Genomic DNA, 13,995 nt, shown 5'->3' on the forward strand with positions numbered 1-13,995 from the left:
TTGACGTAGTGGATCATACAGTGGAGCTAAGAGATAATTGGGATAAGCGGTTAGATGAATCAAACTACCGCTCACTGTGCCACTTCCACCATAACCGCAAGACACAAAGGGAAAGAATGAGGCGTGAGAAAGAAAAAAGAGACACCCACTAAGGAATGCCCCCGTCGGTTCGGGTTCTAAAGAACCGATGATGATACCTTCTTTTTCAAAATAAGCCTATTCCAAAGTTATTGGTGGTAAGTTGTTAGTAGCTACTACCGTTTACTAATGTAATCGCAAGTGGTATAATGAAAGTAGGAGTTATATGAATGAAAAAATAGTAGTACCGTCTACAGATGGTACAAAAGAACAGATAAGCTTACCTAATTACGGCGAAATTATTATCACTGTCAGAAATGGGAAAGTCACCAATATTAGAACGGTAAACGATAAAAAAATATGTTGATATACACCTAAATAGCAAAGCTAAGGATGTATTACTAGATGATTGTTTTCATTTGGTAGTGCATCCTTTTTAGTTCCTTGAAAACTGAATAAAGCAGAAGTATGAAAATGCAGCCCTCTGACACGATAGAGACCAGCGAAAAACTGCTTATAAAAAATAGAAAGGAGAATAATTATGACTAAACCAGTTAAATTATTAGAAGGTACACGACAGCATTTGTCATTAGAGGAACGATCACAACGAAAAGAAGCGAAAAATGAGTTATTTAAACAACAGCCGTTAATCAGTCACCCCCCTAGTTGGTTGCCCCAGTCAGCAGTTAGTGAATGGAATCGACTAATACCAGTCTTAAAAAAAGATTTCCCTATTTCTGAAACAGATTACAGTTTGTTAGTTGCGTACTGTTTATCTTATTCAAGGATAAAAACGGCAGAAGGTGAGATTAGAAAGTTTGGTACGTTTGTCACCAGTGATAAAACAGGTATCACACAGGCTAACCCAGCGGTTAAAGTACAGTCTCAAGCAATGAAAGATTTAAAATCAGCTGCCAGCTCTTTAGGTATGACTTTAGAAGCCAGAGCAAAACTTGCCCTAAATAAAGCCAAAACGGAAAAACCGAGTGATCCTTTCGAGAGGTTACTAAATGACGGTTAACTTTGCCTTAGATTACGCTGATAAGGTGTTAGCTGGGGATATTATAGCCGGTCAAAAAATCATTCAAGCGGTCACTCGATTTAAAAATGATTTAAAAAGGTCTGAACAAGCCGACTTTCCTTACTATTTCAATAATGAAGTTGCTAACCAATCAATTCATTTTATGGAAATGTTGCCAGGGACTGACGGACAAAAAATAAACATGTTGCTCTTTCAAAAGTGGTTAATTGCTGAACTCAATGGCTGGCGAGAGAAAAAAACAGAGAACAGACGGTATAATAGAGCGTTTATCTCAATGAGCCGTAAGAATGGGAAAACTTATCTTGTGAGTGGTATGGGTTCAAATGCGTTACTTATGGAGAAAGAGCCAGCAGAAGGTAGGCAAATTCTATTTGTTTCTAATGCCTTAAAGCAGTCCAAAATTGGTTATAACATGATGGCAAACGGTTTGCGTAAAGTAACGAAGCAATCAAAATATATGCGGCAGCGATTAAAAATATTGAACTCACAAATTACAGATTTAGATAGTAATAGCTTTGCCATAGCTTTAGCGTCTGAAACAAGTACACTAGACGGTTTTGGAGCTACGACAGCCATATTAGATGAATGGCACGAAGCAAAGGACAGGAAAGTCTACAACGTCATTAAATCAGGTATGGGCAATCAAAAAAATGGATTACTTGCAGTTGTTTCAACAGCAGGACTTAATATCAATGTTCCAATGTATGAGGAATACGAGTTTCTTACTAAAGTTTTAGAAGCAAAAGAAGAAGCTGATCGTTACTTCATTGCTATATGGGAACTTGACGACAAGGAAGAAATTCATGATGAGAGGTTATACATTAAAGCTAATCCTATTTTTGAAAGTGAAGCGATCAAGCAAACGATGATTCAGGCGATACGTGATGATGTGGCATTAGGTATCAAGCAAAATAACTTAAATTCGGTGCTAGTGAAGAACTTTAACTTATGGCTACAAGCGTCAGATGATAGTTACGTCGCAGCCGAAGATTGGAATGCTACTGAAATTGAAAGTGAGAATATTCAAGGTAAAGACGTTTATGTGGGAATTGATTTATCAAAAACCAATGATTTAACGAGCTTGTCTTGGATAGTACCACTTGAAGATAATCAGTTGTATTGTGATAGTCACTCGTTTATAGGCACAAAGTACGGGCTACAAGACAAAATAAGACGTGATGGCATTGACTATATCCAACGTGAAAAACTAGGAGAATGTACCATTACTTCATTAGAAAGTGGCATTATCGACTATGAAGAAGTCTTTCGTTGGTTGATTGATTTCATACAAGAAAACGACTTGAATGTACTAGGTATTTGTTACGATTCTTGGAACGCCAACAGTTTAATTAGTCGTTTTGAGAAAAATAATTATCCGTTAATTGAAGTAAGGCAAGGGGCTAGGACACTGAACACACCAACAAGAACGTTTCGAGAGCAGTTATACGATGGGAAGTTGTTACACCCAGCGAATAAGTTACTGACTCATGCCGTGAATAATGCCATCTTAAAGGAAGATAATAACGGCATTCAAATTAATAAGGCGAAAAACTCAAATCGAATTGACCCTATTGTCGCTTTGATGAATGCCTACACAGAAGCAATGTTCTACTTTGAAGAAACGGAAGGGAGGGAAGCTGATAATGAATTTTACACATCTGAAAACTTTAGTTTTTAACCATATTCACACGCTACTATTTTTAATCGGTCTTGTGATTGTACTTAGTGCTATTACATTGCTGACAAGTATGGAATGGGGCTTGTTGGCACTAGGGATAACACTCATAGGCGTTGCGTTAACATTAAACAATTATTAAGAAAGGAGGTAAATACGTGGCACTTTTTAAAGCAAGAAGTATAAAAAAAACAACAGGCGATCCATTTCTTGATAGTGTGGTTAGTCTGACAAGTGACAATCAATCAGACTTTACAAGTATTCGGGCATTAAGAAACAGTGACGTTTTTACAGCTATTAAAGTGATTGCCAGTGACATTGCGTCAAGTGAGTTACAACTTATCAAAAGTGGTTTAGTAGAGGAAGAAGCAAAATTATCTTATTTGATTAATGTTAAACCTAATCAATTGATGGACGGATGGCATTTTAAGTTTGCTTTAGCAGCTAATATGCTTTTAAACGGTAATAGTTTTGCTGAAATTATCCGAAATGGTGAAGAAGTTGCTGAACTACGATTGTTGCTTAATTCAGAAGTAAGTTTAATTCAAAATGAAAATGGCACACTGACTTATGAGAAAAAAGAAGGCACTGCCAGTATAAAATTAGCTGCCCATGATGTGTTACATTTCAAGTATTTCTCACAAGATGGGATTGTTGGGTTGTCACCTTTACACAGTTTAAAAGATGAGTTGAATGTCCAAGAAGCAGGGAACAATACCTTGTATAATTTCTTCTCTAAAGGCGTAAACGGCAGCGGTATTCTAACCGTTCATAAGTCGGACTTAGATGGTAAGGCTAAAGAAGCAATCAGAAAGAAATTTGAAGAAGCTAACGGCTCAAACGATGGCGAAAACTCATTACGAACCATCATATTAGATGAAACGATGGACTATAAAACATTAGAGATTAATACAGAAGTGTTAAAGCTGGTAAATTCTAATGATTGGACGACTAAACAAATTGCTAAAGTGTTTGGCATTAGTACTGATCGTTTGGGAGTGGAGCAGCAACATTCAAGTAATGTTCAAGCTAATTTAATGTACTTGCAAAATACGCTCATTCATTTCTTCTCGGTCTTCACTACAGAAATTAGAAGCAAGTTATTAGATGATAAAAAGTTGAGTGTCCGTTTTAATGCGGATCGTTTACTTGAAACTGACCCGCAATCAGTCTTAGAAACCACAATTAAGGCAGTACAAGGCTCACTCTTAACCATTAATGAGGGGCGTAAAAAGATAGGGTTGCCAAAAGCAGATGGCGGAGACAGGCTACTAGTTAGCTTAAACTACACGCATTTGGACAACTTAGACACTTACCAATTTAGAAAGGAGAATACAGTAGATGAGTAAAGAAGTAGAAGAAAAACGGTTAACAGATGAAGCAGAATTAAAATCAAAAGAAGCAGCTGTACCGGACGAAACGGCAGCAGAGAGTGATCCCGAAAAAAAGGGGAAGATGATTAATGGGTATGCGTTGAAGTTTGACACACCTAGTAAAGATTTAGGAGGGTTTCAAGAGGTTATCACAAAAGATGCCTTAAAAGACACTGATTTATCTGATGTGGTTTTATTAGTGGGGCATGATTATTCTAAACCACTAGCTAGAGTCAAGAACGGTACATTGAAGCTAGAAGTAGATGAAACAGGCTTGAAATTTGAAGCGACACTTCCTAATACAAGTTATGCCAATGATGTGTATGAAAATATCAAAGCAGGTAATACTGATTCTATGAGTTTTGGTTTTAAAGTAGGTGAAGATGGGGATGAATTTGAAAAACGTGATGGTGAAGTTATCAGAAAAGTTAATTCAATTCAATCCTTATGGGAGTGTTCCATTGTGACCGTCCCAGCCTATGATGACACCAATGTAAAAGTAGACACTCGGTCATATGATCAGTTCTTAACAAAAAATACAGATAAAAAGAAAGAGGAAATTATTATGAAAAAAACATTAATTGACACAGAAAAAACAGAATTAAGAAGCTTTGAGGACTATATCCGTTCACACGGTGAAGTAAGAGACGGCTTAACTACCATTAATACGGACGTGGTTATTCCAAAAGATGTAACCGGTGAAGTCTTTGACCTAAAACGTGCCACAACGAACTTAGCCCAATTCGTGACAGTGAAACAAGTCTCAAATGGTGAAGGGAAGTACCCAGTAGCAACTAATCAACAAGCCATCTTAGCTACTAAAGCAGAACTAGCAGAAATTGCAGACATTGACGCTGATATGTTTACGCAAGTTGATTACAAAGTTGAAACACGAGCAGGCAAGATTGCCTTATCCAATGAAGTGGTAGAAGACGCCGTAGTTGATATTGTGGCAGAAGTGAAAGCTCAACTCACTCAGTTAGTCGATAATACTGACAACAAGCATATCATTGACTTGCTTAAAACATTCAAAAAAGTACCCGCAGCAAGTTTAGATGATTTAAAGAAAGTTTACAATGTGGAACTTGATCCAGCGTTAAATAAAATGATTATGACAAACCAAACAGGCTTTAATCACTTGGACACACTAAAAGATAGTGACGGACGTTATATCTTACAGCCTGATGTCACATCACCAAGTGGCTACTCATTGTTTGGGTCGCCTATGTTAGTTGTAAGTGATAAGCAACTAGCTAACAATGGTAAAGCTTTCCCAATGATTATGGGTGACTTAAAACAAGCGGTATTCGTGGCCAGACGTAACCAAGTAACAACTCAATGGGAGAAATTTGATTACTACTCTCAAGGTCTAGCGGTCATTGTCCGTAATGACTACAAGAAAATAGATGGAGAAGCGGCACGTTATATTGAATTTACCCCAGCAGTAGGCGAATAAAAAAATAAGGTGTGTACTTAGCGGTACGCACCTTTATTTGATTATCTATATGTGGCGATGTCGCCGCATTTGAAAGGAGATTAATATGTTAGAATTACAAGATATTAAAAACAGTTTAAGAATTGATCACACGATGGACGATAAAATGATTGAAGGTTTAATCATGACGGCTAAAGAATATGTTATTAGCGCCATTGATTCGAGCGATAAAGAAGGCGTTATAGAGGGCTACGAGCAATTCGAGTGGTCTGTCAGTTTATTAGTCCAACATTGGTATTTGAACCGTCAAGAAGCCAGTAGTGAACGATTACCAGTCACTGTACAAGCTATGATTCAACAAATGCGAGGTGCTTATTATGGCACTCATTAATAACGTTAGTGAGCTTAATGAAAGGATTGATATATTAGAAATAAAACCAAGTGGTGGTTTCGAGCCGGGCGAAGATGAGCCAATAATTTTACATTCATGTTGGGCAATGATTAAAACAAGTATGATAAAGGATATATATGTAAATAATGGAACGGCATACGAGGGAACGACTACATTTGTAATCAGAAGTGGTCAACCTATTATTATAACAAATAAATTAAAAATAAGATGGAAGCAACAAGACTATAATATTGTGACGTATAACCCAGATACAAGCAGAAAAGAATTTGATGTGATTATTGGGAAGGAATATAGTTAGCAAAAAAAAATAACCCAAATCGGATTAATGAAATTGCCTCCCACAACGCTAATTTTAATTACTAAATGCCATAATTAAATGCCATTTTAAATGCCATTTGTTGTTAATAGATGATAACCAGTGAACAAGATAAAATAAAAAACCCTTATATATCAAGGGTTTTAACTCCATATGCTAACGCATAACTTCACAGAATGGAAGCGGCGGGAGTCGAACCCGCGTCCAAGCACATCGACACTTAAACTTCTACGCTCATAGTTTTGTGTTTAAGGTTTCGCTAAGAGATTTGACACAAAACAAACAGTCTTCTTCGCTAGCCTGATAATCTCTTCTAAACATTCCAGACGGAAACATTTAGCGTATCCCACTTAATTTGAGACCCTGACCCGAGCACATGGGTGATGCCGGAAGGATCTTCGCCAACTGTTTTTACGCAGCTAGAGCGAAAGTGTTTTCGTTTTTAGCAGTTATATTTAACTGTTAACGTTTTAGCGTAGACGTAACCTACGAAGCGCCATTCAAGCTCAAACTGTACCTGTCGAATCCGTAACGCCCCCTTAAATTAAAAGGGTGTACGAGATGTGTACTACGAAAGTATAGCATAATTTACTGTTATTTGAAAGTCTTAAGAAAGCAAATAGCAGGAGTTGAGAAAAAAGTCTAGCAATTAAATTAAATTGTACTGTCTTAAAGCTCTTAAAATCCCATCTTCCCGGTGACTCGTTGTAACATAAGTGGCGATTTCTTTTAATTCAGGTCGGGCATTGCCCATGGCGATACGGTAATCACAGGCTTTTAGTAAGTCGATGTCGTTAGGACCATCACCGAAACCATAAGTAGGGACGCCTTCAAGACCTAAAGCTTTAACAAATTCCTGGACGCCTTTACCTTTAGAACCGCCTTTGTTGATGACGTCTATCGAGTAAGGGGTGTTACGGAAGAAAGTTAACTCTGGAAAGTTTTCAGCATAAAGCTCATCATGGCCTTGGCCTAAAACGAGAAGCATGTTTAAATCGCGTTCTAAATGTAAATTTTTATTAACTTCAGGTAAATTAGAATGAATAAAGGCATAAGTTTTTTTGACTATCTCATTATGATTAGAGACGTTAATTAAGTCTGGAGTGTAATAACCAATTTCATGGCCTAAAGCTTGGGTTTGTTCGTATAAACGTTGGCTAACGTCACTAGGAATAAAATCACTATAAATTTCTTTGCCTTCGTAGAGGACGTATTGGCCATTCATCGTAATTAATGAGTCAATGCCTGTACGGGCACTAATTTCTTTGACTTCTAAATTTGTTCGACCAGTAGCAATCACTGGAATAATATTGTTTTCTTGTAGTTGAATAATCGCTTGACTTGTTTCGATTGTTACGTCAGAATGCTCATTTAACAGCGTTCCATCTAAATCAAAAAAAGCGATCCCTTTAACTTTTTCCATGAATGAGTCTCCTTTAAATGCTTAGTAACGATTAAACGACCTAATTGTCGCCTAATACCTTCTTAATAGTAGCAAAAAAAACGTGAAATCGCTAGATTAAGATAATAAACCTGAGGATTTCTTGAAATCCCTAAGTCTAGCAGAGCTAAACCTTGAGAAAGGCGCTTAAATAAGGGGAATAATCGAAAGCTTTGGGAAGAAGTTGTGAAGAGTTTATTTTACCCTCCTAACTATAGTATAATTAAAATAACGAAGTTGTTAAAAGTAGAGGAGATGGCATAAATGAAAGTACTAATGATAGAAGATAACGAGTCAGTTTCAGAAATGATGCAAATGTTTTTTTTAAATGAAAAGTGGGATGCAACGTTCAAATACGACGGTAAAGAAGGGTTAGAGGCCTTTTCAGCAGAGCCGGAAAGCTGGGATATGATAACCCTAGACTTAAATTTACCAACAATGGACGGCGTTTCCGTCTGTCGGGAAATTCGCAAAGTCTCAAGTACAGTCCCAATTATTATGTTAACAGCCCGAGATTCAGAAAGCGATCAAGTCATTGGCTTGGAAATGGGGGCCGATGATTATGTGACGAAACCTTTTAGTCCGATTACTTTAATCGCTCGGATGAAAGCTTTACATCGCCGGGTGGAACTAGCTGAAGGTGCCTCACAAACGGAAAGTGAAGCCGCTGGTTTTGACGTGACAACGGATCACTTTAGAATGAACACGAAAACCCGGGAAGCTTATTTAGCAGATCAACCAATCGAAGGTTTAACACCGAAGGAATTTGACTTGTTATATACACTAGCTAAGAAACCGCGGCAAGTTTTCTCAAGAGAGCAGTTATTAGAGATGGTTTGGGATTATCAATACTTTGGTGATGAACGAACTGTCGATGCCCATATTAAAAAATTAAGACAAAAAATCGAAAAAGTTGGTCCCCAAGTCATTCAAACTGTTTGGGGTGTTGGCTACAAATTCGATGACTCGGGAGTCGAGGCTCAATGAAATACCTTTTTCAACAAATGATTGCTTTCTGGGCAATTATTTTAACAATCTTAATTGTCGTTGGAATATCTTTCACCCAATTTACAAAACAAACGGTAATGGTCAGTAATTATGAGCAAATGGAAGGCTATGCTAAGAGTGTCCAAGAAATCAGTAAAGAAGCGCCAGAAAACTTATTATTGAATATTAATTTAGTCGAAGTAATCATGAAAACGCAAGATGTTTCCTTTTACTATGCTAATGTTGAAAAGAAATTAGAGTACCCAAAAGGTTTTAAAGGTCAAAAGATGAGCTTTGTTAGTGAGAAAGACTGGCAACGAGTGACTGAGGGAGAAGTTATTCGTGGAATCGTTGAAACCGGTGGTAAAGGTCCAGGTAATCGCCAAGCAATGATTGTCCAACCGCTATTTTTATTTGATGGCACAGACAATCGTTTTGTGGGAGCAATTGCTGTTACCCAACCAATTAAAACCATTGAAAATAGTATGCGGGGCTTAACGGAAAACTTGTTTAAAGGCTTCTTAATTTCAAGTATTATTGCCTTGATCTTTAGTTATGTGATTGCCCAATTCCAAGTCAACCGGATCAATCGCATGAAAAAAGCGACTCGTCAAATCTCTTCAGGAAATTTTGATGTCAATTTAGAAGTTAAAGGCAATGATGAATTAGATGAATTGGCTCAAGATTTCAATGTCATGGCTAGCGCGTTAAAGGAATCTAACGAAGAAATTCAGCGGCAAGAAGATCGCCGCCGTCAATTTATGGCTGATGCCGCCCATGAAATGCGAACACCATTAACGACGATCAACGGTTTGCTGGAAGGGATTGCTTACAACGCTATTCCTAAAGACCAAGAAGAAAAATGTATTCAATTGATGCGAAATGAGACCACTCGTTTAATTCGCTTAGTCAATGAGAACTTAGACTATGAAAAAATCCGGACGAATCAAATTAGTATGGTCATTCAAAAATTTAGTGCCACAGAAACCTTAAAACAAATTGTCCAACAACTTTCTGGGAAAGCGGAAGCGTCAAATAATAAGCTGACTTTAGTCTCAGAAGAAGAGGTGTCTGTCTACGCCGACTATGATCGTTTTGTCCAAATTTTAGTTAACATTATTCAAAATGCAATTCAGTTTACTGAGAATGGCGAGATTACGATTACTGTTGAAAAGGGCTATTTAGAAACCATTGTTAAAGTTCAAGATACAGGAATTGGTATGACGGCAGAGGAAGTATCTAATATTTGGGAACGCTACTATAAAGTTGATCCCTCGCGTAAAAATACGAAGTATGGTGAATCTGGCCTAGGTTTATCGATTGTTCATCAGCTAGTTAAATTACATAAAGGGTCGATTGAAGTAGCCAGTGAAAAAGATCAAGGAACCACATTTACAGTTATTTTTCCAGATGAGAAACATGACTCTAAAACAGAACTTGAAAAATAAACTAAAAAGCAGAACTATGACAAAAGTCATAGTTCTTTTCCTTTAAGTAAGAAAGAAAAGTCCCTCATTATATACGTCAGAGCAGAAATTTGTTACACTAGGGACAATAAACTAGGATAAAAAGGTGATAAAAATGGAAGATAGTTACAGTTATCCACTAGACATTTCGTGGACCCAAGAAGAAATGCTGGCTGTTATGGATATGTGGCAAGCATTGGAAGACTTGTATGAAAAAGGTATGAGCGCTAGCTTATTTTTAGAAAAACACGGAAACTTTAAAAAAGTTGTTAAAAGTATTGGTGAAGAGCGTTCTTTAGGCAAAGAGTTTGAAGCCGTTTCTGGTTATTCTTTGTATCGAGCAGTGGCAGCTGCTAAAAAAGCACCTGGAACAGTGATTAAAATGAAGGGAGCGTAAAGATGACAAATCAAAAGATGGCCGAAGAAATTAAAAGTTGGATTTATGAAGCTGCTGAAAGCATTAAAATTAAGCTTCAGTCCCCTTTGATCGTTGAAGAAAAAAGCAATCATGCTGATCTAGTAACGAATGTTGATAAAGAAACGGAAGCTTTTTTTGTTAAAAAGATTCGTGAAAATTATCCAGACGATCAAATTCTCGGGGAAGAAGGTCTCGGCGACGAGGTCACTGATTTTAAAGGTCGGGTCTGGATCATTGATCCAATTGATGGCACCTTGAATTTTGTTAAACAACAAGATAATTTTTGTACCATGTTAGCCGTCTTTGAAGATGGTGTGGGTCAACTTGGCTTCATTTATGAAATCATGCGTGACGAACTTGTTTGGGGTGGCCGAGGAATCGGTGTGCATCTAAATGATGAGCCATTAAAAGAGCCAGAAAATATCGGTATTAAGGAAGGTATTATTAGCGTTAATACAGCGATGTTTTTAAAAGATAAGTTCCAAACCCAAAATTTTTCAATGGAAGCTCTAGCTGTGCGGATGACTGGCTGTGCTGGGATTGGTTTTAAAGAATTATTAAAAGGTAATCAAAACGCGTATATTAGCTATTTACAACCTTGGGATTATGCGCCTGGTAAAGTCCTCAGTGATGAGTTAGGCATTGAGTTAGCGGATTTACGTGGGGAAGCGTTAGATTTAAGGCAAAAAGTCCCGCTGATTGCTGCTACGCCTAAGACTTTGGCAGATTATCAAAAGCATTGTCGCTCATAAAAAAAAGAGTGAAAAAGGTCCATTAAAATATTTTTTATTTTTCTGAAAACTTTTTATTGTTTTTCATAGTGATTCTTTGGTATAATGAAAAGTCGAGTAAATTATGTCGGTCGTTTTAAAGCATAACAGATGCTTAAATAGTGAGGAGAATAATAAAGTGAAATTAAGAGAAGATATCCGTAACGTAGCTATCATAGCCCACGTTGACCACGGTAAAACAACAATGGTAGATGAATTATTGAAACAATCTGATACATTAGATGGTCGTTTGAACTTACAAGAACGAGCAATGGATTCTAATGATATTGAAAAAGAACGTGGTATTACAATTTTAGCTAAAAATACTGCTGTAAGTTACAAAGGTACGAAAATCAACATCTTGGATACTCCAGGACATGCGGATTTCGGTGGCGAAGTTGAACGTATCATGAAAATGGTTGATGGTGTGTTATTAGTCGTAGATGCTTACGAAGGAACAATGCCTCAAACACGTTTCGTTTTGAAAAAAGCCTTAGAACAAAAATTAATTCCAATCGTTTTAGTTAACAAAATTGATAAACCAGCGGCTCGTCCAGCTGAAGTTATTGATGAAGTGCTAGAATTATTTATCGAATTAGGGGCTGACGATGACCAATTAGAGTTCCCAGTTATTTACACATCAGGTATCAATGGTACGTCAAGTGCCTCAGAAGATCCTGCTGATCAAGAAGCGTCAATGGATCCAGTTTTCGATACGATTATCGATCACATCCCTGCGCCAGTTGATAATAGCGATGAAGGACTACAATTCCAAGTGTCTTTATTAGATTACAATGACTACTTAGGTCGTGTCGGTATTGGTCGTGTGTTCCGTGGGAAAATCAAAGTTGGGGATCAAGTGTCATTAATGAAACTTGACGGCTCAGCTAAAAACTTCCGTGTCACAAAATTATTTGGTTTCTTCGGTTTAGACCGAGTGGAAATCAACGAAGCGAAAGCTGGCGATTTAATTGCGATTTCAGGAATGGAAGACATCTTCGTTGGAGAAACAGTTACCCCTGTGGATCAACAAGACGCTTTACCAATCTTGCACATCGATGAACCAACGTTACAAATGACATTCTTAGTTAATAATTCACCATTTGCTGGTCGTGAAGGTAAATTCGTTACTTCTCGTAAAATTGAAGAACGTTTACTTAGCCAATTACAAACAGATGTGTCATTAAAAGTTGATCCTACTGATTCACCAGATGCTTGGGTTGTTTCAGGTCGTGGAGAATTACACTTATCAATCTTAATCGAAAACATGCGTCGTGAAGGCTTTGAGTTACAAGTATCACGTCCGAAAGTAATCGTTAAAGAATTTGACGGTGTTAAATGCGAACCTTTTGAACGTGTCCAAATTGACACGCCTGAAGAATACATGGGTGGCATCATCGAGTCTTTAAGTAACCGTAAAGGTGAAATGCAAGACATGATCCATACTGGTAACGGTCAAATCCGTTTAATCTTCTTAGCCCCAGCTCGTGGCTTAATCGGTTATACAACTGAATTTATGTCAATGACCCGTGGTTACGGAATCATGCACCACACTTTCGATCAATACTTACCAATGATTAAAGGTTCAATCGGCGGCCGTCGTAACGGTGCCTTAGTTTCTGTTGATACAGGTAAAGCAACGACTTATAGTATTATGAGTGTTGAAGAACGTGGAACAGTCTTTGTTGAACCAGGTACTGAAGTTTACGAAGGTATGGTTGTTGGTTCAAACAGTCGTGAAAATGACTTAGGTGTTAACGTGACGAAAGCGAAACAACAAACTAACGTCCGTTCTGCTAATAAAGACCAAACTAACGTTATTAAAAAACCTAAAGTAATGTCATTAGAAGAATCATTAGAGTTCTTAACTGATGATGAGTTCTGTGAAGTAACACCAGAAAGCATCCGTTTAAGAAAACAAATCTTAAACAAAAGCGAACGTGAAAAAGAACAAAAGAAAAACAAAAAAGTCGATTAATTTGATTTTTGTAAGCCAGGACTTAATGTCTTGGCTTTTTTTATGTTGGATTGAAAAAATGATAATTAAGAAAACGGTTAAATTGCCATTGAAGTTCTTAGAGGAGTACAGTATAATGAAAATGTAGTTAAGAATTATTAGCAAAGGGTTTAAAAAAGTTACCTTTATTAGTTAAAAGTAAGTTCTTCAGACAACAGCTATAATAATTAATTGCAAAGTAAAGATTATTGGAGGTTCTATTTAATGGAACAAGGTAAAGTGAAATGGTTTAACAACGAAAAAGGCTTTGGATTTTTAGAAATTGAAGGGCAAGAAGATGTTTTTGTACATTTTTCAGCTATTCAAGGAGACGGATTCAAATCTTTAGAAGAAGGTCAAGAAGTTGAATTTACTGTTGTTGAAGGCGAAAGAGGCCCTCAAGCTGCAGAAGTTACTAAACTTTAAGATGTTTAACTAAACACACATTAATAAAAAACGGCTCTACGTCAAATTGTGTGGATGGCTAAAATTTAGTCGAATAAATAGTTACTTAGGCAGCTTCATCAGAAATGGTGAAGTTGCTTTTTTGTGTCACTTTAAAACTGATTAGAATGCGGTGTTTAAA

At 37.1% G+C, this 13,995-nt stretch carries 13 protein-coding genes and 1 other RNA gene; 12 read left to right on the plus strand and 2 right to left on the minus strand.

Annotated elements, in window-relative coordinates:
* The first annotated feature begins 619 nt into the window (after positions 1 to 619).
* From CBF35_RS01565 to CBF35_RS01590, 6 genes are all read left to right on the plus strand, one after another.
* Positions 620 to 1,099 (plus strand): phage terminase small subunit P27 family, encoded by a 480-nt coding sequence (locus CBF35_RS01565; RefSeq protein WP_126777897.1) that lies wholly within the window; start codon positions 620 to 622, stop codon positions 1,097 to 1,099.
* Positions 1,089 to 2,798, plus strand: coding sequence for a terminase large subunit (locus CBF35_RS01570; protein ID WP_126777898.1), 1,710 nt, complete (start codon positions 1,089 to 1,091; stop codon positions 2,796 to 2,798). The genes CBF35_RS01565 and CBF35_RS01570 overlap by 11 nt, the downstream gene beginning before the upstream one ends.
* Before the next feature lie 155 nt (positions 2,799 to 2,953).
* Positions 2,954 to 4,144, plus strand: a complete 1,191-nt coding sequence (locus CBF35_RS01575) for a phage portal protein (RefSeq protein WP_126777899.1) — start codon at positions 2,954 to 2,956, stop codon at positions 4,142 to 4,144.
* Positions 4,137 to 5,624 carry a phage major capsid protein gene (locus CBF35_RS01580; protein ID WP_126777900.1) on the plus strand — a complete coding sequence of 496 codons (1,488 nt, stop codon included), beginning with the start codon at positions 4,137 to 4,139 and terminating at the stop codon, positions 5,622 to 5,624. The genes CBF35_RS01575 and CBF35_RS01580 overlap by 8 nt, the downstream gene beginning before the upstream one ends.
* Before the next feature lie 85 nt (positions 5,625 to 5,709).
* Positions 5,710 to 5,994 carry a head-tail connector protein gene (locus tag CBF35_RS01585; RefSeq protein ID WP_126777901.1) on the plus strand — a complete coding sequence of 95 codons (285 nt, stop codon included), beginning with the start codon at positions 5,710 to 5,712 and terminating at the stop codon, positions 5,992 to 5,994.
* Positions 5,981 to 6,313 (plus strand): phage head completion protein, encoded by a 333-nt coding sequence (locus CBF35_RS01590; RefSeq protein WP_126778126.1) that lies wholly within the window; start codon positions 5,981 to 5,983, stop codon positions 6,311 to 6,313. Before CBF35_RS01585 ends, CBF35_RS01590 begins: the two co-directional genes overlap by 14 nt.
* 192 nt (positions 6,314 to 6,505) lie before the next feature.
* Here CBF35_RS01590 and ssrA read toward each other — a convergent pair.
* Both ssrA and CBF35_RS01600 read right to left on the minus strand, forming a co-directional pair.
* Positions 6,506 to 6,870: a transfer-messenger RNA gene (gene ssrA / locus CBF35_RS01595) on the minus strand.
* A gap of 110 nt (positions 6,871 to 6,980) precedes the next feature.
* Positions 6,981 to 7,754 carry a Cof-type HAD-IIB family hydrolase gene (locus CBF35_RS01600; protein WP_126778127.1) on the minus strand — a complete coding sequence of 258 codons (774 nt, stop codon included), beginning with the start codon at positions 7,752 to 7,754 and terminating at the stop codon, positions 6,981 to 6,983.
* Between the two features lie 282 nt (positions 7,755 to 8,036).
* Here CBF35_RS01600 and CBF35_RS01605 point away from each other — a divergent pair, with 282 nt between their 5' ends.
* The 6 genes from CBF35_RS01605 (at position 8,037) to CBF35_RS01630 (ending at position 13,835) form a co-directional block, all read left to right on the plus strand.
* Positions 8,037 to 8,759, plus strand: a complete 723-nt coding sequence (locus CBF35_RS01605) for a response regulator transcription factor (protein WP_126778128.1) — start codon at positions 8,037 to 8,039, stop codon at positions 8,757 to 8,759.
* Positions 8,756 to 10,207, plus strand: a complete 1,452-nt coding sequence (locus tag CBF35_RS01610) for a sensor histidine kinase (RefSeq protein ID WP_126778129.1) — start codon at positions 8,756 to 8,758, stop codon at positions 10,205 to 10,207. Before CBF35_RS01605 ends, CBF35_RS01610 begins: the two co-directional genes overlap by 4 nt.
* Positions 10,208 to 10,340: 133 nt before the next feature.
* Positions 10,341 to 10,622, plus strand: a complete 282-nt coding sequence (locus tag CBF35_RS01615; RefSeq protein WP_126778130.1) for a UPF0223 family protein — start codon at positions 10,341 to 10,343, stop codon at positions 10,620 to 10,622.
* 2 nt (positions 10,623 to 10,624) lie between these two features.
* On the plus strand, positions 10,625 to 11,395 hold the full coding sequence (locus CBF35_RS01620; RefSeq protein WP_126778131.1) for an inositol monophosphatase family protein: 771 nt from the start codon (positions 10,625 to 10,627) through the stop codon (positions 11,393 to 11,395).
* A gap of 157 nt (positions 11,396 to 11,552) precedes the next feature.
* A complete protein-coding gene (gene typA / locus CBF35_RS01625) occupies positions 11,553 to 13,391 on the plus strand; it encodes a translational GTPase TypA (RefSeq protein ID WP_126778132.1) in 1,839 nt (612 codons plus the stop codon).
* Positions 13,392 to 13,634: 243 nt separating this feature from the next.
* Positions 13,635 to 13,835, plus strand: coding sequence for a cold-shock protein (locus CBF35_RS01630; RefSeq protein WP_126778133.1), 201 nt, complete (start codon positions 13,635 to 13,637; stop codon positions 13,833 to 13,835).
* The last annotated feature ends 160 nt before the right edge of the window (positions 13,836 to 13,995 follow it).

Origin of the sequence: Vagococcus salmoninarum (genome assembly GCF_003987495.1) — a bacterium.
Taxonomy (GTDB): Bacteria; Bacillota; Bacilli; order Lactobacillales; family Vagococcaceae; genus Vagococcus_D; species Vagococcus_D salmoninarum.

Bases quoted from the DNA above. Each gene is read 5' to 3' on its own strand.
- CBF35_RS01620 (WP_126778131.1), top strand. From the start codon at position 10,625: ATGACAAATCAAAAGATGGCCGAAGAAATTAAAAGTTGGATTTATGAA.
- CBF35_RS01580 (WP_126777900.1), top strand. From the start codon at position 4,137: ATGAGTAAAGAAGTAGAAGAAAAACGGTTAACAGATGAAGCAGAATTA.
- CBF35_RS01565 (WP_126777897.1), top strand. From the start codon at position 620: ATGACTAAACCAGTTAAATTATTAGAAGGTACACGACAGCATTTGTCA.
- CBF35_RS01615 (WP_126778130.1), top strand. From the start codon at position 10,341: ATGGAAGATAGTTACAGTTATCCACTAGACATTTCGTGGACCCAAGAA.
- CBF35_RS01600 (WP_126778127.1), bottom strand. From the start codon at position 7,754: ATGGAAAAAGTTAAAGGGATCGCTTTTTTTGATTTAGATGGAACGCTG.
- CBF35_RS01605 (WP_126778128.1), top strand. From the start codon at position 8,037: ATGAAAGTACTAATGATAGAAGATAACGAGTCAGTTTCAGAAATGATG.
- CBF35_RS01570 (WP_126777898.1), top strand. From the start codon at position 1,089: ATGACGGTTAACTTTGCCTTAGATTACGCTGATAAGGTGTTAGCTGGG.
- CBF35_RS01585 (WP_126777901.1), top strand. From the start codon at position 5,710: ATGTTAGAATTACAAGATATTAAAAACAGTTTAAGAATTGATCACACG.
- CBF35_RS01590 (WP_126778126.1), top strand. From the start codon at position 5,981: ATGGCACTCATTAATAACGTTAGTGAGCTTAATGAAAGGATTGATATA.
- CBF35_RS01630 (WP_126778133.1), top strand. From the start codon at position 13,635: ATGGAACAAGGTAAAGTGAAATGGTTTAACAACGAAAAAGGCTTTGGA.
- CBF35_RS01610 (WP_126778129.1), top strand. From the start codon at position 8,756: ATGAAATACCTTTTTCAACAAATGATTGCTTTCTGGGCAATTATTTTA.